At 72.5% G+C, this 17,050-nt stretch carries 20 protein-coding genes; 8 read left to right on the top strand and 12 right to left on the bottom strand.

Annotated elements, in window-relative coordinates:
* Window positions 1–71: 71 nt before the first annotated feature.
* A complete protein-coding gene (sigE, locus tag ACZ7DY_RS08340; protein WP_467670964.1) occupies window positions 72–845 on the bottom strand; it encodes an RNA polymerase sigma factor SigE in 774 nt (257 codons plus the stop codon).
* A gap of 153 nt (window positions 846–998) precedes the next feature.
* Between sigE and ACZ7DY_RS08335 the strand changes: the two genes are divergently transcribed.
* Window positions 999–1,697, top strand: coding sequence for an O-methyltransferase (locus ACZ7DY_RS08335; RefSeq protein WP_471132410.1), 699 nt, complete (start codon window positions 999–1,001; stop codon window positions 1,695–1,697).
* Window positions 1,698–1,837: 140 nt separating this feature from the next.
* Here the strand turns inward: ACZ7DY_RS08335 and ACZ7DY_RS08330 are convergent, their stop codons facing one another.
* On the bottom strand, window positions 1,838–2,005 hold the full coding sequence (locus ACZ7DY_RS08330) for a DUF3117 domain-containing protein (RefSeq protein ID WP_003966491.1): 168 nt from the start codon (window positions 2,003–2,005) through the stop codon (window positions 1,838–1,840).
* Between the two features lie 308 nt (window positions 2,006–2,313).
* On the opposite strand from ACZ7DY_RS08330, the gene chcB reads away from it, so the two are divergent.
* On the top strand, window positions 2,314–3,114 hold the full coding sequence (chcB, locus tag ACZ7DY_RS08325; protein WP_471131624.1) for a 2-cyclohexenylcarbonyl CoA isomerase: 801 nt from the start codon (window positions 2,314–2,316) through the stop codon (window positions 3,112–3,114).
* Window position 3,115: 1 nt separating this feature from the next.
* Here the strand turns inward: chcB and ACZ7DY_RS08320 are convergent, their stop codons facing one another.
* Window positions 3,116–3,712, bottom strand: a complete 597-nt coding sequence (locus tag ACZ7DY_RS08320) for a DNA-3-methyladenine glycosylase I (RefSeq protein ID WP_471131622.1) — start codon at window positions 3,710–3,712, stop codon at window positions 3,116–3,118.
* Window positions 3,709–4,110 (bottom strand): DivIVA domain-containing protein, encoded by a 402-nt coding sequence (locus ACZ7DY_RS08315; RefSeq protein ID WP_471131619.1) that lies wholly within the window; start codon window positions 4,108–4,110, stop codon window positions 3,709–3,711. Before ACZ7DY_RS08315 ends, ACZ7DY_RS08320 begins: the two co-directional genes overlap by 4 nt.
* Before the next feature lie 125 nt (window positions 4,111–4,235).
* On the opposite strand from ACZ7DY_RS08315, the gene folP reads away from it, so the two are divergent.
* Window positions 4,236–5,096, top strand: coding sequence for a dihydropteroate synthase (folP, locus tag ACZ7DY_RS08310; protein WP_471131616.1), 861 nt, complete (start codon window positions 4,236–4,238; stop codon window positions 5,094–5,096).
* Between the two features lie 18 nt (window positions 5,097–5,114).
* Here the strand turns inward: folP and ACZ7DY_RS08305 are convergent, their stop codons facing one another.
* A complete protein-coding gene (locus ACZ7DY_RS08305) occupies window positions 5,115–5,882 on the bottom strand; it encodes an LOG family protein (protein ID WP_471131615.1) in 768 nt (255 codons plus the stop codon).
* 97 nt (window positions 5,883–5,979) lie between these two features.
* Window positions 5,980–7,059 carry a succinyl-diaminopimelate desuccinylase gene (gene dapE, locus ACZ7DY_RS08300; RefSeq protein ID WP_471131612.1) on the bottom strand — a complete coding sequence of 360 codons (1,080 nt, stop codon included), beginning with the start codon at window positions 7,057–7,059 and terminating at the stop codon, window positions 5,980–5,982.
* Window positions 7,060–7,121: 62 nt separating this feature from the next.
* On the opposite strand from dapE, the gene ACZ7DY_RS08295 reads away from it, so the two are divergent.
* Window positions 7,122–8,021, top strand: a complete 900-nt coding sequence (locus ACZ7DY_RS08295; RefSeq protein WP_471131609.1) for a heavy metal transporter — start codon at window positions 7,122–7,124, stop codon at window positions 8,019–8,021.
* Window positions 8,022–8,364: 343 nt separating this feature from the next.
* Entirely contained in the window at window positions 8,365–8,823 is a 459-nt protein-coding gene (locus ACZ7DY_RS08290; RefSeq protein ID WP_471131607.1) for an ATP-binding protein, read from the top strand.
* Between the two features lie 70 nt (window positions 8,824–8,893).
* Here the strand turns inward: ACZ7DY_RS08290 and ACZ7DY_RS08285 are convergent, their stop codons facing one another.
* Both ACZ7DY_RS08285 and fdxA read right to left on the bottom strand, forming a co-directional pair.
* A complete protein-coding gene (locus ACZ7DY_RS08285; protein ID WP_471131604.1) occupies window positions 8,894–9,988 on the bottom strand; it encodes a bifunctional succinyldiaminopimelate transaminase/glutamate-prephenate aminotransferase in 1,095 nt (364 codons plus the stop codon).
* A gap of 93 nt (window positions 9,989–10,081) precedes the next feature.
* A complete protein-coding gene (fdxA, locus tag ACZ7DY_RS08280) occupies window positions 10,082–10,402 on the bottom strand; it encodes a ferredoxin (RefSeq protein ID WP_030573070.1) in 321 nt (106 codons plus the stop codon).
* Between the two features lie 143 nt (window positions 10,403–10,545).
* On the opposite strand from fdxA, the gene ACZ7DY_RS08275 reads away from it, so the two are divergent.
* From ACZ7DY_RS08275 to ACZ7DY_RS08265, 3 genes are all read left to right on the top strand, one after another.
* A complete protein-coding gene (locus ACZ7DY_RS08275) occupies window positions 10,546–11,547 on the top strand; it encodes a GNAT family N-acetyltransferase (RefSeq protein WP_471131601.1) in 1,002 nt (333 codons plus the stop codon).
* Window positions 11,548–11,662: 115 nt separating this feature from the next.
* Complete coding sequence (locus tag ACZ7DY_RS08270) at window positions 11,663–12,493, top strand: transglutaminase family protein (RefSeq protein WP_471131599.1); 831 nt, start codon at window positions 11,663–11,665, stop codon at window positions 12,491–12,493.
* Between the two features lie 67 nt (window positions 12,494–12,560).
* Window positions 12,561–13,412, top strand: a complete 852-nt coding sequence (locus ACZ7DY_RS08265; RefSeq protein WP_471131596.1) for a transglutaminase-like domain-containing protein — start codon at window positions 12,561–12,563, stop codon at window positions 13,410–13,412.
* A 40-nt stretch (window positions 13,413–13,452) separates the two neighbouring features.
* Here the strand turns inward: ACZ7DY_RS08265 and ACZ7DY_RS08260 are convergent, their stop codons facing one another.
* From ACZ7DY_RS08260 to ACZ7DY_RS08245, 4 genes are read right to left on the bottom strand one after another with little or no spacing between them, the layout of a single operon-like run.
* Window positions 13,453–14,121 (bottom strand): response regulator transcription factor, encoded by a 669-nt coding sequence (locus ACZ7DY_RS08260; protein ID WP_471131594.1) that lies wholly within the window; start codon window positions 14,119–14,121, stop codon window positions 13,453–13,455.
* Window positions 14,118–15,320 carry a sensor histidine kinase gene (locus ACZ7DY_RS08255; protein WP_471131591.1) on the bottom strand — a complete coding sequence of 401 codons (1,203 nt, stop codon included), beginning with the start codon at window positions 15,318–15,320 and terminating at the stop codon, window positions 14,118–14,120. Before ACZ7DY_RS08255 ends, ACZ7DY_RS08260 begins: the two co-directional genes overlap by 4 nt.
* Window positions 15,317–16,075: an ABC transporter permease gene (locus tag ACZ7DY_RS08250; RefSeq protein WP_471131589.1), complete on the bottom strand. Its 759-nt coding sequence runs from the start codon at window positions 16,073–16,075 to the stop codon at window positions 15,317–15,319. Before ACZ7DY_RS08250 ends, ACZ7DY_RS08255 begins: the two co-directional genes overlap by 4 nt.
* Window positions 16,072–17,016, bottom strand: a complete 945-nt coding sequence (locus ACZ7DY_RS08245; protein WP_471131586.1) for an ABC transporter ATP-binding protein — start codon at window positions 17,014–17,016, stop codon at window positions 16,072–16,074. The genes ACZ7DY_RS08250 and ACZ7DY_RS08245 overlap by 4 nt, the downstream gene beginning before the upstream one ends.
* Between the last annotated feature and the right edge of the window lie 34 nt (window positions 17,017–17,050).

Here is a 17,050-nt window from a genome sequence, read left to right as displayed (position 1 = left end):
GGCGAGCCGGTCCCCCAGATGCTGCTCGGCCTCGGCTGGATGCCGTTCGGCAGGATTCGACCGTGATCCACTCACGCGGTCGCGCCCCCTCCTCCCAGCGCCATGGCTCCGGTCACCGCGAGCGAGCGGCGCTCCGCGCGGGCCTCGGGAGACCGGTGCTGGAGGGCCTTGCGCAGCTGAGAGCGGCCCCGGTGGATACGGCTGCGGACCGTACCGAGCTTGACGCCGAGTGTTGCGGCGATTTCTTCGTACGAAAGGCCCTCGATGTCGCAGAGGACCACGGCGGCGCGGAATTCGGGCGCGAGGGTGTCGAGCGCCTGCTGGACGTCCGCGTCGAAGTGCGTGTCGTTGAACACCTGCTGCGGCGACGGCTCGCGGCTCGGCAGCCGCTCCGCGGCGTCGTCCCCGAGCGCGTCGAAGCGGATGCGCTGCTTTCGGCGCACCATGTCCAGGAAGAGGTTGGTGGTGATGCGGTGCAGCCAGCCCTCGAACGTGCCGGGGGTGTACGTGGACAAGGAGCGGAAGACACGGACGAAGACCTCTTGCGTGAGGTCCTCGGCGTCGTGTTGATTACCGGTCAGGCGGTACGCCAGGCGGTACACGCGGCCGCTGTGCGTGCTGACGATCTCCTCCCAGGTGGGCGGAGTCCACGCCTGCGATTCCGCGTCAGCGGCAAAGGTCGCGGTCTGAGCGGAGTCGTTGGCACGGATGCGGTCAGCGGTGTCGGTCACGGATTTCGGCTCACCCGCCAATCCGAGAAAGCGCCGCAGCGCTCCTCCCCGATCCGCGGACGCAGCCGCACCTCCCCTGTCGGCTCTGGTGGTGTCCAGTGGAGCCCCTACCATAACCACCTCGCCCGTTAGCTCCGGATAAGCGTTTTTACGTGAATTTGGTACGGGCTTCGCTGCAGGTGTCCTGCCCCTGCGAGCCACCCGCTTCAAGTCTTGATCCATCCGTTACCCCCGTCGCGCTCCCACCCCCTATAAACGCCCGGTCCCATCTGCGGGTTCCCGCCCCCAACGGATACAGTCACGGCCAGGCAACCACGGGGACAGGAGAGGGCCATTACCGGCAACCGGCAGACGAGCTGGGCGTTCGCCGACGCCTTTGTCGCCGAGGACGAGGCACTGCGCTGGGCCCGGGACCGGGCCCGGGAGGCAGGCCTGCCCTCGGTGTCGCCCGGCGCCGGAGCCGCGCTGCGCATGCTCGCCGCCACGGTTGACGCGAAAGCGGTGGCCGAAATCGGTACCGGGACCGGAGTGTCGGGCATCCACCTCCTGCACGGCATGCGGCCCGACGGGGTGCTGACCACGGTCGACCCCGAGCCGGAGCGGCAGGCCTTCGCCCGGCAGGCCTTCCGCGCGGCCGGCTTCGCGGGCAACCGCGCGCGGTTCATCCCGGGGCGGGCCCTCGACGTCCTGCCGCGTCTCGCCGACGGCGGCTACGACCTCGTCTTCTGCGACGGCGACCGCCTGGAGTCCCTCGAATATCTCGCTGAATCGTTGCGCCTGCTGCGGCCCGGCGGGCTCGTCTGCTTCGAGGGCGTCTTCGCGGACGGCAGGACCGTGGACTCGGGGCCGCAGCCGGTCGAGGTGCTGCACCTGCGCGAACTGCTGCGGGCCGTGCGGGAGAGCGCGGATCTCGTGCCGGCGTTGCTGCCGGTGGGGGACGGGCTGCTCTGCGCCGTCAAACGGTAGCGCCGCGCGGACCCGGGCGAACCCCGGCCTCCACCCCTGAGGTCTCCACCCCCGGAAGGGGCTCGCGGGGGTGAAGACAGCACTGCCCCGGCTCGTCGTACGATGCCGGGGCAGTGGAAAAAGTTTGGGCGCTATCCGCGTCAGCCGACGACCTTCTTCAGGGCGTCGCCGAGTGCGTCGGCCTCGTCCGGAGTCAGTTCGACGACAAGTCGTCCGCCGCCTTCGAGCGGAACGCGCATGACGATGCCCCGCCCCTCCTTGGTCACCTCGAGCGGGCCGTCGCCCGTCCGCGGCTTCATGGCCGCCATGCTCGTTCCCCTTCCTGAAACCAGCTCATCGCAGCCGACAACCCAGGTGTCACCGGCATCGAACACATTGCTTCCAGGCCATTATCCCGCATGGCAGGACCCGATGACCAACATCGGTCGGCATCGAGTGCGCAACGCGCGCCCGCAAAACCGCTCATTTCGCCGATGTGGCTGCGATACTTCGCCGCCCCCCGCGTCCCGAGGGCCCGGAATTCTTAGACGCAGGTCACATATCCGGGCTCATGCCGGACCCCGATGATCTCCGTCATGCTGAGTTCCTACCTACTGGACCAGCGGAGGGGACCACCATGGCCGACAGCGTGCTCTACGAGGTGAGCGACGGACTCGCGACGATCACGATCAACCGTCCCGAGGCGATGAACGCGATGAACACCGAGGCCAAGGTCGCGCTGCGGGAGGCCGTGCGGTCGGCCGCCGCGGACGACGCCGTACGGGCGGTGCTGCTCACCGCGAACGGCCGCGCCTTCTGTGTGGGCCAGGACCTCAAGGAGCACATCGGTTCCCTCACCGCCGACCGGGAGGCGGGCACCGGGCAGACGATGAGCACGGTCAAGGAGCACTACAACCCCATCGTGCGGGCCCTCACGGGCATGGCGAAGCCCGTCGTGGCCGGGGTCAACGGCGCCGCCGCGGGGGCCGGCCTCGGCTTCGCGCTCGCCGCCGACTACCGCGTGGTCGCGGACACCGCCAAGTTCAACACCTCGTTCGCGGGTGTCGCGCTGACCGCCGACTCCGGCGTCTCCTGGACCCTGCCGCGCCTGATCGGCCCGGGCCGCGCCGCGGACCTGCTGCTCTTCCCGCGGAACATCTCCGCGCAGGAGGCGTACGAGCTGGGCATCGCCAACAAGATCGTGCCGACGGCCGACCTCGCCGCCGAGGCCGAGCAGGTGGCCCGCGCCCTGGCCGAAGGGCCCACCCTGGCCTACGCGGCCCTCAAGGAGTCCCTCGCCCACGCGGCGAGCCACTCCCTGGACGAGGCGCTCGACAAGGAGGACGAGCTGCAGACCAGGGCCGGCGCCTCCGAGGACCACACGATCGCCGTGCGGGCCTTCATCGCCAAGGAGAAGCCGAAGTACCTCGGGCGCTGAGCTACCGCGCCGCCGCCTCGCGGGCCACGCAGTCCGCGAGGTGGTCGTCGACCAGGCCGCAGGCCTGCATCAGGGCGTACGCCGTGGTGGGGCCGACGAAGCGGATGCCGCGCTTCTTGAGGGTCTTGGACAGGGCCGTGGACTCGGCGGTGATCGCGGGCACGTCGGCGAGGCTCCGCGGGACCGCGCGGGTGGCGGGGTCCGGCGCGAAGGACCAGATCAGCTCGTCCAGTTCACCCTCGGGCCAGTCGGCGAGCACGCGCGCGTTGGCCAGGGTCGCGTCGATCTTGGCGCGGTTGCGGATGATGCCGGGGTCGGCGAGGAGCCGCGCGCGGTCCTCGTCGGTGAACTCCGCCACCGCGGCGATCTTGAAGTCGGCGAAGGCGGCGCGGAAGCCCTTGCGGCGGCGCAGGATGGTGATCCACGACAGGCCGGACTGGAAGGCCTCCAGGCAGAGCCTCTCGTACAGCGCGTCGTCGCCGTGGACCGGGCGGCCCCACTCCTCGTCGTGGTAGGCGACGTAATCCTCCGTGGACAGTCCCCACGGGCAGCGGAGCCGGCCGTCCGGTCCCGCCACCGCCCCGCTCCCGGTGCTCACTGGTCGTCGCCCTTCGTCTCCTCGGTCCTCGCCCTGTCCTCGGCGGCCTTGCGCGGCGCGTACCCCTCGAAGAGGGCCGGGCCCGCGACCGCCGTGGCCTGCGCGCCGGCCAGGGCCGCCTCCAGCTCGGCGATGCGGGCGTCCCGCTCGGCCAGCTCGGCGCCGAGCCGGCTGAGCACGTCGTCCACCTCGTCCATGTGGTAGCCGCGCAGCGTCATCGGGAAGCGCACAGCGTCCACGTCCGCGCGGCGCAGCGGCCGGTCGGGTGGCAGCGGGTCGGTGAAGCGCTCGGGCTCGGCGTCGGCGAGCGCCCCGCTCTCGCCGCCGCCGACCACGGCGAGGGAGACCGCGCCGACCACCACGACGAGGGCGATGACCAGGAACAAGAACAAGACCATCTCTTCAGGCCCCCACGCTCGACTGCCCGTGCTCAAACTGTCAGGGTCCGATCGTGCCATGCGGCTGTGACAGTTAAGGTCGCAGGCGGCCGAACCGCGACAAGGACCCAGGAGGGCCACAGGGGATGCTCAGGCTTGGCAGGCGCGAGTTCGACGCGCACGAGCCGGTGATCATGGCGATCGTCAACCGGACCCCGGACTCCTTCTACGACCAGGGCGCCACGTTCCGCGACGAGCCGGCGCTCGCCCGCGTGGAGCAGGCCGTGGCGGAGGGCGCCGCCGTCATCGACATCGGCGGGGTCAAGGCGGGGCCGGGCGAGGAGGTGACCGCCGCGGAAGAGGCGCGCCGAACGGTGGGCTTCGTCGCCGAGGTCCGCAGGCGGTTCCCCGACGTGGTGATCAGCGTCGACACCTGGCGGCACGACGTGGGCGAGGCGGTCTGCGAGGCGGGCGCCGATCTGCTCAACGACGCCTGGGGCGGCGTCGACCCGAAGCTCGCCGAGGTCGCCGCGCGGTACAAGGTGGGCCTGGTCTGCACGCACGCGGGCGGCGCGGAGCCGCGCACGAGGCCGCACCGCGTCACCTACGAGGACGTGATGGCCGACATCCTGCGGGTGACGGTCGGCCTGGCCGAGCGCGCCGTGGAGCTGGGGGTGGCGCGGGACGCCGTGCTGATCGACCCGGGGCACGACTTCGGCAAGAACACCCGGCACAGCCTGGAGGCCACCCGCAGGCTCGGCGAGATGGTCGACACGGGGTGGCCGGTGCTCGTCTCCCTGTCCAACAAGGACTTCGTGGGCGAGACCCTCGACAAGCCGGTCAAGGAGCGCGTCATCGGCACGCTGGCGACGACGGCGGTCTCGGCGTGGCTGGGCGCGCAGGTCTACCGCGTCCACGAGGTCGCGGAGACGCGGCAGGTCCTGGACATGGTGTCGACGATCGCCGGCCACCGGCCCCCGGCGGTCGCCCGCCGGGGACTCGCCTGAACTCCCGCGCGCGGAGGCCTACTTCCCGACTTCCTTGGTCACCAGGGAGATGGCCTCGTCGACGTCGTCGGTGACGTGGAAGAGGAGCAGGTCGGCCTCGGAGGCCTTGCCCTGGGCGATGACCGTGTTCTTCAGCCATTCGACCAGGCCGCCCCAGTACTCCGAGCCGAACAGGACGATCGGGAACCGCGTGACCTTGCGGGTCTGGACGAGCGTGAGCGCCTCGAAGAGCTCGTCCAGGGTGCCGAGGCCGCCGGGCAGGACCACGAACCCCTGCGCGTACTTCACGAACATCGTCTTGCGGACGAAGAAGTAGCGGAAGTTGACGCCGATGTCGACATAAGGGTTGAGGCCCTGTTCGAAGGGCAGCTCGATGCCGAGGCCGACCGAGGTGCCCTTCGCCTCGACGGCGCCCTGGTTGGCGGCCTGCATCGCGCCGGGCCCGCCGCCCGTGATCACCGCGAACCCGGCCTCGACGAGCGCCTTGCCGATCGCGACGCCCGCCGCGTACTCCGGCGAGCCCTCCGCCGTGCGCGCCGAGCCGAAGACGCTGATCGCGGGCGGGAGTTCGGCGAGGGTGCCGAAGCCCTCGATGAACTCGGACTGGATGCGCAGGACTCTCCAGGGGTCCGTGTGTACCCACTCGGACGGGCCGTCGGAGTCGAGGAGACGCTGATCGGTGGTGCCGGGCTGCACCTGGTCCCGCCGTCGCAGCACCGGGCCGAGCCGCTGCTCCTCGGGCCTCTTCCTCGCGGCGCGGGCAGCTCCGTCATCGGGGTGGCTCATCGTCTGCTCCCTCCATGCGTACGTGACTGACAGCGTAGGTCTACGCGGGTTACGGCAGAGGGACCTCGGGATGTCCGTCACCGGGAGCCCGCCACCGCTACGAGGTCAGCCAGGCCCGCAGCCTCTCCTCGGCCAGCGGGATCTGCGACGCCTGCACGCGCTCGTCGATCTTGTGCGCGAGCAGCGGCTCGCCGGGGCCGTAGTTGACCGCGGGCACGCCGAGCGCGCTGAAGCGGGAGACGTCCGTCCAGCCGAACTTGGGGCGGGCCTCGCCGCCGACGGCCGCCATGAACGCCGCGGCTGCGGGGTGGGTGAGGCCGGGCCTGGCCGCCCCCGTGTGGTCGTCGACGATGAACTCGTCCACGCCGCAGTCCGCGAAGTAGTCGCGCACGAAGGCGAGGGCCTGTTCCTCGGTGCGGTCCGGGGCGTAGCGGAAGTTGACGGTGACGGTGCACTCGTCGGGGATGACGTTGGTGGCGACCCCGCCCTCGATGCGGACGGCGTTGAGGCCCTCGTGGAACTGCAGCCCCTCCACCACCGGCTTGCGCGGCTCATACGCGGCGAGCCTCTGGAGGATCGGGGTGGCCGCGTGGATGGCGTTGGAGCCCATCCACGCGCGCGCGGAGTGCGCCCGTACGCCCTTGGTCCTCAGCAGGACCCGCAGGGTGCCCTGGCAGCCGCCCTCGACCTGTCCGTCGGTCGGCTCCAGGAGGACCGCGAAGTCGCCGGCCAGCCACTCCGGGTGGGCCTCGGCGACGTGTCCGAGGCCGTTGAGGTGCGCGGCCACCTCTTCGTTGTCGTAGAAGACGAAGGTGAGGTCGCGGTTGGGCTCGGTCACCGTCTGCGCGATGCGCAGCTGGACGGCGACGCCCGACTTCATGTCACAGGTGCCGCAGCCCCACAGGACACCGTCCTCGTCGAGCCGGGAGGGCACGTTGTCCGCGATCGGCACGGTGTCGATGTGCCCGGCGAGGATGACCCGCTCGCTGCGGCCGAGGTTCGTGCGGGCCACGACGTTGTTGCCGTGCCGGTCGACCGTGAGGTGCGAAAGGCCGCGCAGGGCCGTCTCGATGGCGTCGGCGAGTGCCGTCTCCTCGCCGCTCGGGGACGGGAAGTCGACCAGGCGCGCGGTCAGCTCCGCGGCGTCGAGCGTGAGGTCAAGCGGTGTGTGAGCCATGCGGACGACCCTAACGCCGGACGCCGGAACGGGTGGTCGGAGGACTCAAGTACCGTGGACGCGTGCCTGAGCCGCCCACCCCCGTCCGGCGCGGCCGTCTCCTCCGTCTCGGGGCCGCGGCCTGCGCGCTGCTCGCCGTCGCGGGCTATGTGGCCCTGCAGTGGATCTACGGCGGCAAGCCGGCCCCGCGGTGCACGGTCGTCTCCGGCAAGGGCGACGGCGCCTCGTACACCTTCACGGCCGAACAGGCGGAGAACGCCGCGACGGTCGCCGCGGCCGGCACCTCGCGCGGCATGCCCGAGCGTGCGGTGACCATCGCCCTGGCCACGGCCCTCCAGGAATCCGGCCTGCGCAACATCACGCACGGCGACCGGGATTCGCTCGGCCTCTTCCAGCAGCGCCCCTCGCAGGGCTGGGGCGACGCGCGGCACATCATGGACCCGGCGTACTCGGCGGGCCGGTTCTACGGGCACCTGGCCAGGATCCCCGGCTACTCCCGCCTGCCCCTGACGGTCGCCGCGCAGCGCGTGCAGCGCAGCGGCTACCCCCAGGCCTACGCCAAGCACGAGCCGGACGCGGTGCTGCTCGCCGCCGCGCTCACCGGCCGCGCGCCCGCCACCCTCAGCTGCGAGGGCCGCCCCGGCACGGATCCCGGCGGCCCCGCGAAGGTGCGGGCGGCGCTCGCCCGTGACTTCGGCCGCGAGGTGCGCCCCGACGCCGCCACGGGGCGCACGGTCCGGGTCCCGGTGCCCGCCGCCCCGCCCGGCGCCCGGACCCCGCAGCGGGGCTGGGAGCTGGCGCACTGGGCCGTGGCGCACTCCTCGGCGCTGCGCATCGAGCGGGTCTCGTACGGGGGCAGGGAGTGGCGCGCCGGGGGTGCGGGGACGTGGCGGAGGGCGGCCGGCGCGACCGCGGGGCCGGGCAGAGCCGCGGGGTCGGTCCGCATCGTCACCGGGCAGTAGTACGGGGCTTCACTCATACGTGCGGCGCGTCACCCGATCGGGGTCCTCCGAACACCGTGGGACGACACCGCGCACGCCTTTCCGTACCCCTGCGAACAATCCCCAAAACCCTTGGGAATCATGGGGATTAAGGATTCCGCGGCCAATCGGCCCACGATCCCTTTGACCGTTTTTATCCGCAGCTGATAATGCGACGCATTACCAATTCTTTACGTTGATCCACCGCAACCTTCGCGGGCTTCGAGCGGTAGTCACTGCGTCCGATCGCCGGAAGCCGTCCGGCGGAGCGCCGGGGCCGATCCGGCCGGACACCCCAACGTTCTCTCCCGTCTGAAGGAGCATCATGTCCCTCCCCCTGACCCGCCGGATCGCCCGTGCCGCGCTGCTCACCGCAGCAGGCGCAGCTTCCGTGGTCGGTGCGGCCGGCTCCGCGAGCGCCGTCGACCTGCCGGCCGGCCCCGACCTGGGCGGAGTGAGCGCCCTGGACGGAGATGACCTCGGCGACACCGTCGACGGAACGGCTCAGAACGTCGGCGACCTCGCCGGTGACGCCGGCGGCACGGCCGTGAAGCAGGCCGTGCCGGCCGCGACCAAGGCCGTCGGCCGGGCCGGCAAGACCGCCACGCCGGCAGCGCAGGAGACCGCGGGCGACGTCGCGGGCAGCACGGGCAAGGTGCTGGGCAAGACCGCCGACACGGCCACCGAGGGCGGCCTGCCCACCGACAACCTCCCCACCGACGCGCTGACCGGGGGCGGCCTGCCCACCGACCAGCTGCCGGTCGGCAGCCTGCCGCTCGGCTGATCCCGCCCGCGCCCGCGCGAAGGGCCCGCGGCCAGGTGGCCGCGGGCCCTTCGCCGTGCTCGTCCGCGGCTCACGCCAGGCGTTCGACCGCCGCCGCGATCCGCTCGTCCGTCGCGGTCAGCGCCACCCGTACGAAGCGGTCGCCCGCCGGGCCGTAGAAGTCGCCGGGCGCCACCAGGATGCCGAGCTGTGCGAGATGGCCGACGGTGTCCCAGCAGGACTCGTCGCGGGTGACCCACAGATACAGGCTCGCCTCGCTGTGCTCGATCCGGAAGCCGTGCTTCAGGAGGGCCGCGCGCAGGGCGGTGCGCCGGGCCGCGTACCGCTCGCGCTGCTCGCGCACGTGCTCGTCGTCGCCGAGCGCCGCCACGACGGCCGCCTGCGTCGGCGCGGAGGTCATCATGCCGCCGTGCTTGCGGATCTGCAGCAGCTCCCCGAGGACGGCCGCGTCACCGGCGAGGAACGCCGCGCGGTAGCCCGCGAGGTTGGACCGCTTCGACAGCGAGTGGACCGACACGATCCCCTCGTACGAGCCGCCGCACACGTCCGGGTGCAGCACCGAGACCGGCTCCGCCTCCCAGCCGAGCTCCAGGTAGCACTCGTCGCTGACGAGGAGCACGCCGTGCTCGCGCGCCCAGGCCACGGTGCGGGCCAGCTCGTCCTTGGACAGGACGCGGCCGGTGGGGTTCGAGGGCGAGTTGAGCCAGAGGAGCCTGAGGTTCGCCGGGTCCAGCTCGGTCGGGTCGTCGTACGCGACGTACTCGGCGCGGGCCAGCCGCGCGCCCACCTCGTACGTCGGGTAGGCGAGCCGCGGGTAGCCGACCACGTCGCCCGGGCCGAGGCCGAGCTGGGTCGGCAGCCAGGCCACCAGCTCCTTGGAGCCGACGATCGGCAGGACATCGCGGTGCGTGACGCCCCGGGCGCCGAGGCGCCGTTCGCACCAGCCGGTGATCGCGTCGCGCAGCTCCGGCGTGCCCCACACCGTGGGATAGCCCGGCGAGTCCGCGGCCGCGGTCAGCGCTTTCTGGATCAGCTCCGGCACCGGGTCCACGGGGGTGCCCACCGACAGGTCGACGATGCCGCCGGGGTGGGCGGACGCCGTGGCCTTGTACGGCTCGAGCTTGTCCCAGGGGAAGGTGGGAAGCCGGTCGGAGACTGCGGACACGTGTTGACTCCCGTGCTGGTGCTGGTCGTTGCAAATGCCTCGGTCCCGTGCGGCGGGATGCCGTACGGGACCGGGGCGACGCTCAGGCTGCCGTTACTGGTTCTGCGGCGGCAGGGCGGCGATGAAGGCGTGGTCGCGCTCGATGAGACCGAGCTTGCTCGCGCCACCGGGCGAACCGAGCTCGTCGAAGAACTCGACGTTCGCCTTGTAGTAGTCCTTCCACTCCTCAGGAGTGTCGTCCTCGTAGAAGATCGCCTCGACCGGGCAGACCGGTTCGCAGGCTCCACAGTCGACGCATTCGTCCGGGTGGATGTACAAGGACCGGGAGCCCTCGTAAATGCAGTCGACCGGGCACTCCTCGATGCACGCCTTGTCCTTGACGTCGACACAAGGCTGCGCGATGACGTAGGTCACGCTGTCGTTCCTCCTCGATACGGGCGTTGGCGGGCCGTCCTCAGGCTCCGCTCGCCTGGCGCGCGGGAGCGCGGCGTCGTCGATGCCCACCCCTAGTATCTCCGTTCCCGGGCATGATCCGAACAGGAGGGGCTTACAGAGCTGTGGAATTCACCGCCGGCGGACGTCTCGAGGTCCGCATCACCCCTGCTGACGTGGGCAAACGAGTCTCGGTACGGTGCTTGAGCGGCGCTTTGGCCACGGAAGAGAAGTTCACCGACACGGTGGGCGTTCTCGTATCGTGGAACGACGGTGTAATGCTCATCACACGACGGAACGGCGAGAGCGTCCGGATTCCGGAACGGTCGCTGGTCGCCGGGAAGGTCGTGCCGGCCGCTCCCGCGCGCCGGCGCGGGCCCGCCGCCTCCTACGCGGAGCTGGCGCGGGTCTCCGCGCGCGCCTGGCAGCCCGTGGAGAGCGAGCGGCTCGGCGAGTGGGAGCTGCGGGCCTCCGGCGGATTCACCAGGCGCGCCAACTCCGTGTCGCCGCTCGGCGATCCGGGACGCCCCCTGGACGAGGCACTTTCGTACGTCCGCCAGTGGTACGCGGCCCGCGGCCTGACCCCGTACGTCCAGACCGCGACCGGCGCCGAGGGCACGCAGGAACTGCTCTGCGCCGGCCTGGAGGAGCGCGGCTGGGAGCGCGAGGTGAGCGCCGAGCTCCACATCGGGGGGCTCGCGCCGGTCGGCGACCTGGCGGCGGACGTGGACCGCGTGCGGCTCTCCCGGTCCTTCGACGACGGATGGCTGCGGCGGTACCAGCGTTTCGGGGTACCCGGACCCCATGTGCGCAAGGTGCTGGCGAGCGGGCCCTCGGTATGGTTCGCTTCCGTGCCCGGGAACGGTGACGTCCCGGCCGCGATCGGACGGTGTGTGGTGGACGGTCGCTGGGCGGGTTTCCTGGCGGTCGAGGTCGACCCGGAACACCGGCGCCAGGGGCTCGCCACCGCGGTGATGGCAGCGCTCTCCCGGCAGGCCCTGGCCGAGGGCGCGTCGGCGGCCTGGCTGCAGGTCGAGGCCGACAACGACGCCGCGCGGGCGCTGTACGGCGGAATGGGTTTCGCCGCGCATCACGCCTACCACCACTACCGGTACGGGTCTGCCTGAGCACGAGCGGCGGCCCCGGCGGGACACGGCGCGGGCGGCGGGCACGGCACAGCGGCACGGCACGGCAGAGCACGGCACGGAAACAGCGCCCGGCGAGGGCAGACACGAGGCACGTATGCACGCGGAGTCCGGCGAATGGCGGCGGCGGTTCGCCGAAGAGGCGAGGTCGGAGCGGCCCGCTCTCGCGCTGCTGTGCCTGCTGATCGGCGCCGAGGCGGACCCCGCCCTCGACGAGGCGGGCATCGACGCCGCCGAGATCGAACTCGACCGGCTCGCGGGCCTGCTGCCGTTCCGGCCCGGCGGCCCCCGCGCCTGGGCGCTCGCGATGGCCGAACTCCTCGGTGAACAGTGCGGGTTCGAGGGAACGCCGGGCGATTACCAGCGCCTTGACTCCTCACTCCTCCACCAGGTCCTGCGGCGCCGCAGGGGGCTGCCGATCCTGCTCTCCGTGGTCTGGATGGAAGTGGCCCGGCGCGCGGGCGCGCCCGTCTACGGGGTCGCCCTGCCCGGCCACTTCGTCGTCGGCTTCGGCCCCCGGGACGACCAGGTGCTCGCCGACCCCTTCGACGGCGGACGGCTGCTCACCGGGGCCGACGCGGAGCTCCTCGTCGCCGGGACGGCGGGCACGGGCATCCAGCCGTCGATGCTGACGCCCGCCGATCCGCTCAACATCGTGCAGCGCATCCTCAACAACATCCGCGCCTGGGCCGCCGCCCGCCCCGAACGCTCCGACGTCGCGCTCTGGGCCCTCGACCTCTCCCTCCTCCTGCCCGCCCACCCGGCGCGGCTGCGCTACGAGCGGGCCCAACTCCTCGTCCAGCGGGGGGACTTCCTCGGCGGCGCGGACGAACTCGACGCGTACGCCGACGTGGTGTCGACGGTCGAGCCGACCACGGCGGACCGGGTGCGCCAGCAGGCACGGGCGGCACGGGCCATGCTGAACTGACCTCCACCCCGGGCCCGTACCGTCCCGGTCCGACGTATCGATCGACGCGACCGGGCACCAGGGACGTATGCACCCCCGACCCCCCGCACACGCCGAGCGGCGGCGGCTGTTCGCGGCCGAGGCGCGGTCCTCGCGGCCCGACCTCGCGCTGCTGTGCCTGTTGATCGGCGCCGAGGCGGACCCCGCGCTCGACGAGGCGGGCATCGACGCCGCGCGGCACCTGCTCGACCGGCTCGCGGCACGGGCCGCGCACGGCCGCCGCCCGCACGGCGACGACCCGCGCGCCTGGGCCACCGCCCTCGCCGAACTCCTCGGCGGACACTGCGGGTTCAAGGGCAGACCCGGCGACTACCAGCGCCTGGAATCCTCGCTCCTCCACCAGGTCCTGCGGCGCCGCAGGGGGCTGCCGATCCTGCTCTCCGTGGTCTGGATGGAAGTGGCCCGGCGCGCGGGCGCCCCGGTCCACGGGGTGGCGCTGCCGGGGCGCTTCGTCGTGGGCTTCGGGCCCCGGGACGACCAAGTGCTCGCCGACCCCTTCGACGGCGGTCGGCCGCTCACCGGCACGGACGTCGAGCTTCTGGTCGCCGCGGCCACCGGGGGCCCGCCCGCGCCGTCGATGCTCCGCCCCGCGGCCCCGCTGGACGTCGTGGGTCGCATCCTCGACAACATCCGCGCCTGGGCCGCCGCCCGCCCCGAACGCTCCGACGTCGCGCTCTGGGCCCTCGACCTCGCCCTGCTCCTGCCGTCGGCCCCCGCCCGCCTGCGCTACGAGCACGCCCGCCTCCTCGTCGACCGGGGCGAATTCCTGCTCGGCGCCGACGAACTCGACGGCTACGCACAGCAGATGGCGCCCCGCGACCCCGCCACGGCCGAGCTGGCGCGACGCCAGGCACGGGTGGCACGGGCGATGCTGAACTGAAGGCGGCGACGGAACGCCCCGGGGTGGGTGGGGCGGAAGGTCAGAGCCAGCCCTTGTCCCGCGCCGTCCTGACGGCCTCCGCGCGGTTGCGTACCGCGAGCTTCTGGATCGCCGTCGAGAGGTAGTTGCGGACCGTGCCCTGCGACAGGTGCAGCGCCGCGGCGAGCTCGGCGTTGGTGGCGCCGTCGGCCGCCGCGCGCAGGACCTCGCGCTCGCGTTCCGTCAGCGGGTTCGCGCCCTCCGCGAGGGCCGCCGCCGCCAGGGTGGGGTCGATGACCCGCTCCCCCGCGAGCACCTTGCGCACCGCCTCGGCGAGCTGCGCCGCGGGGGCGTCCTTGACCAGGAACGCGGCGGCGCCGGCCTCCATCGCGGTCCGCAGATAGCCGGGGCGGCCGAACGTCGTGAGGATGACCACCTTCAACGCCGGGAAGGCGGCGCGCAGTTCGGCGGCCGCCTCGATGCCGGTCATGCCGGGCATCTCGATGTCGAGCAGCGCGACGGCCACCGCGTGGGCGCGCACCGCCGCGAGCACCTCGTCCCCGCGGGCGACCTGGGCGACGACCTCGATGTCCGGCTCCAGGCCGAGCAGCGCGGCGAGGGCCTCACGGACCATCGCCTGGTCCTCCGCCAGCAGAATCCTGATGGCCCCGCCGCCGGCGCCCGCGCCGTCCGTACCGCCCGCGCCGCCCGTGCTGTTCCCGCTGCTCATGAGGGGGATCCTACGGCTGCCTCCGTCAGCGGCACGCGGGCCGCCAGCCGGAAGCCCCGGCGGGCCGCGGGACCCGTCTCCAGGACCCCGCCGACCGCCTCCACCCGTTCGCCGAGCCCCGTCAGACCGTTGCCGGCCACGCCGCCCGCGCCGCCCACCCCGTCGTCCTCCACCAGGAGTTCGAGGAGCGGCCCCGCGAGCGTCTGGCGGGCCGTGAACGCCACCGTGCAGTGCCGGGCCCCGCTGTGCCGCACCACATTGGTCACGGCCTCCCGCAGCGCCCACGCGAGCGCCGCCTCCGCCTCCTCGCCCGGCAGTTCGGCGGGCGGCTCCAGCGGGACGTCGGCCTCGATGCCCGCCGCGGTCAGCGCCGTACGGGCGCCGGCCAGTTCACCGGCGAGGGTGCGCCTGCGGTAGCCGGAGACGGCCTCGCGGACGTCGACCAGGGCCTGGCGGCTGACCTGCTCGATGTCGGCGACCTGCTGGGCGGCCCGCTCGGGGTGGTCGGGGAGCATCCGTCCGGCGAGCTCGCTCTTGAGCGTGATGAGGGAGAGCGAGTGGCCGAGCAGGTCGTGCAGGTCCCGGGCGAGCCGCAACCGCTCCTCGTTGGCGGCCAGTTCCGAGACGGTCGCCCGGGCCTGGCGGAGCTGGATCGTCGTACGGATCAGCTGGCGCACCCCGGCCATCGCGAACCCCACAAGGACGCTCAGGACGGCGAGGTTGCCCAGGAGGTCCTTGAGGCTGTCCGTGCGCAGGCCCACCCCGACCATCACGGCGGTGACCGCGGGGATGACCCACGCCGCGTACCGCATGGGCAGCACGGCGCCCGCGGAGACGGAGACGTAGACGAAGAGTCCGAGCCAGTTGCTGCCGAAGCCGAAGGTGAGGGCCACGGCGAGCGCGAACTGCACGGCGAACGACGCGTACACCGCACGCCAGTCGAGCACCTTCGTCGTGTACCGGAAGACCAGCGACAGGTAGCAGGTCACGAAGGCCGCGAGGCCCACCGAGCCGAGGGCCGTCGCCCCCGCGCTCCGGTCCGCCGTCGCGAGGTCGTGGACCGGGCCGGCGAGGAAGACCAGCCAGATGCCGATCCACAGGGCCTTCGTGAGGCGCTGGCGGGGGCCGAGCACCGGCTGGCCGAAGGTCTGCAGGGGATGGTCGTCGTCGCGTCTGCGCGCGCCGGGGGTCTCGCTCACGCCTTCAGGGTGTCCTTCCGGTACAGCCATGCCGCGCCGCCCGCGAAGAGGAGGAAGTAGGCCACCAGGAGGGTGATGTCCTTCGCGTGCGGCGCCTCGCCCAGTTCGATGGCCTGCCCGAGGGCAGCGTACGCGTGCGTCGGCAGCCACGAGGAGGCCTCCCGCAGCCAGTGCGGGAACGTCGTCACCGGCATCCACAGGCCGCCGAGCATGGAGAGCCCGAAGTAGACGATCATCGTGATCGGGCGCACGGCGTCACCCGTCGCGAGATAGCCGATGGCCACGCCGAGCGCGGCGAAGCAGAGGCTGCCCGCCCAGATCGCGCCGGTCAGCGCCAGCCACTGCCACGCGTCGAACCGGACGCCCTTGAAGATCGCCGCGACCGCGAACACCACGACGATGGACGGCAGGCTCACCACGGCCGCGCTGGCCGTCTTGGCGAGGACGTAGCCGCGCCCGGGCAGCGACGTCAGGCGCAGCTGCCGCACCCAGCCGCTCTCGCGCTCCTTGGCGATGCGCTCGCTGTTGCCCATGAGGACAGCGGTGAGGGCGCCGAAGGACGCCATCGAGACCATCATGAACGCGGGGACGGACAGGCCCGTGCCGGAGACCTGGTCGGCGCCGTCCTGGCTGCCCGCGATGATCACGAAGAGCACCGACGGGTAGATGACGGAGAAGAAGAGGAATTTGCGGTTGCGCAGGGAGCGGGTGATCTCCAGCTTGATGAGGCTGCGCGAGGCGAATGCGTTCGTCATCGGGTCCTGGCCTCCTCGGCCTCGGTGATCGCCACGAAGGCCTGCTCGAGTCCGAGCCCGGCGACCTCGAGGTTGCGGGGGTAGAGGCCGAGCCCGTACAGCGCGTGCACGGTGGCGTCGGCGTCGGTCGACTGGAGGCGGACCGTGTGGCCCGAGACGTCCAGCGCGGTGAGGCAGGGCAGCGAGCGGAGCCGCTCGGTCAGCGCGTCGTCGACGTCGGCGAGGTCGAAGGCGACCTTGCGGGCGCCGGCCTTCGCCTTGATCTCGGCCGCGGTGCCGTCCGCGAGGAGCCGGCCCCGGTGCAGGACCAGGACGCGGTCGGCGATGGCGTCGGCCTCCTCCAGGTAGTGCGTGGCGAACAGGACCGCGCGGCCCTGCTCCGCCTGCTCGCGCATGGTGGCCCAGAACGCCTGGCGGGCGGTGACGTCCATGCCGGTGGTCGGCTCGTCCAGGACGATCAGATCGTTGGCTCCCGCCGTGGCGAGGGCGAACCGCACGCGCTGTTCCTGGCCGCCGGAGAGCTTGTCGACCTTGCGGTCCGCGATCTGCGTGATGCCGGCGTGGGCGAGGACGTCGTTCACGCGGTGGGGCCTCGGGTGCAGGTCGCAGGCGAGCGTCACCAGCTCGCGCACGGTGACCTCGCCCATCAGGCCGCCGGACTGCAGCATGGCGCCGACCCGGCCCGCGGTGATCGCCTCGCGCGGCGAGCCCCCGAAGACCCGCACCGTGCCGCTGTCCGGGTGCCTGAGGCCGAGCAGCAGGTCGAGGGTGGAGGACTTGCCCGCGCCGTTCGGCCCGAGGAGCGCCACCGTCTCCCCCGGGTGGAGGTCGAGGGTCAGGCCGTCGACGGCGCGGACCTCGCCGTAGCTCTTGGTCACCCGCTCGAAGCTCACCGCGGTCGTCGTGACCGCGGCGGCGGGCGGTGCTGTGGTCGTCGTCATGTCCACCATCGTGACAAAACCGCAGGTGGTGGCG

The sequence above is a fragment of the Streptomyces sp. NPDC037013 genome (genome assembly GCF_055607265.1).
Note: the sequence above shows the minus strand (reverse complement) of the source record. Positions and strands in the feature narration are given on the sequence as shown.

Excerpts from the sequence above, each read along its gene's own strand:
- sigE (WP_467670964.1), bottom strand. The coding sequence starts at position 845 with ATGGTAGGGGCTCCACTGGACACCACCAGAGCCGACAGGGGAGGTGCG.
- ACZ7DY_RS08330 (WP_003966491.1), bottom strand. The coding sequence starts at position 2,005 with ATGGCGGCCATGAAGCCGCGGACGGGCGACGGCCCGCTCGAGGTGACC.
- chcB (WP_471131624.1), top strand. The coding sequence starts at position 2,314 with ATGGCCGACAGCGTGCTCTACGAGGTGAGCGACGGACTCGCGACGATC.
- ACZ7DY_RS08315 (WP_471131619.1), bottom strand. The coding sequence starts at position 4,110 with ATGGTCTTGTTCTTGTTCCTGGTCATCGCCCTCGTCGTGGTGGTCGGC.
- folP (WP_471131616.1), top strand. The coding sequence starts at position 4,236 with ATGCTCAGGCTTGGCAGGCGCGAGTTCGACGCGCACGAGCCGGTGATC.
- ACZ7DY_RS08305 (WP_471131615.1), bottom strand. The coding sequence starts at position 5,882 with ATGAGCCACCCCGATGACGGAGCTGCCCGCGCCGCGAGGAAGAGGCCC.
- dapE (WP_471131612.1), bottom strand. The coding sequence starts at position 7,059 with ATGGCTCACACACCGCTTGACCTCACGCTCGACGCCGCGGAGCTGACC.
- ACZ7DY_RS08290 (WP_471131607.1), top strand. The coding sequence starts at position 8,365 with ATGTCCCTCCCCCTGACCCGCCGGATCGCCCGTGCCGCGCTGCTCACC.
- ACZ7DY_RS08270 (WP_471131599.1), top strand. The coding sequence starts at position 11,663 with ATGCACGCGGAGTCCGGCGAATGGCGGCGGCGGTTCGCCGAAGAGGCG.
- ACZ7DY_RS08265 (WP_471131596.1), top strand. The coding sequence starts at position 12,561 with ATGCACCCCCGACCCCCCGCACACGCCGAGCGGCGGCGGCTGTTCGCG.
- ACZ7DY_RS08260 (WP_471131594.1), bottom strand. The coding sequence starts at position 14,121 with ATGAGCAGCGGGAACAGCACGGGCGGCGCGGGCGGTACGGACGGCGCG.
- ACZ7DY_RS08250 (WP_471131589.1), bottom strand. The coding sequence starts at position 16,075 with ATGACGAACGCATTCGCCTCGCGCAGCCTCATCAAGCTGGAGATCACC.
- ACZ7DY_RS08245 (WP_471131586.1), bottom strand. The coding sequence starts at position 17,016 with ATGACGACGACCACAGCACCGCCCGCCGCCGCGGTCACGACGACCGCG.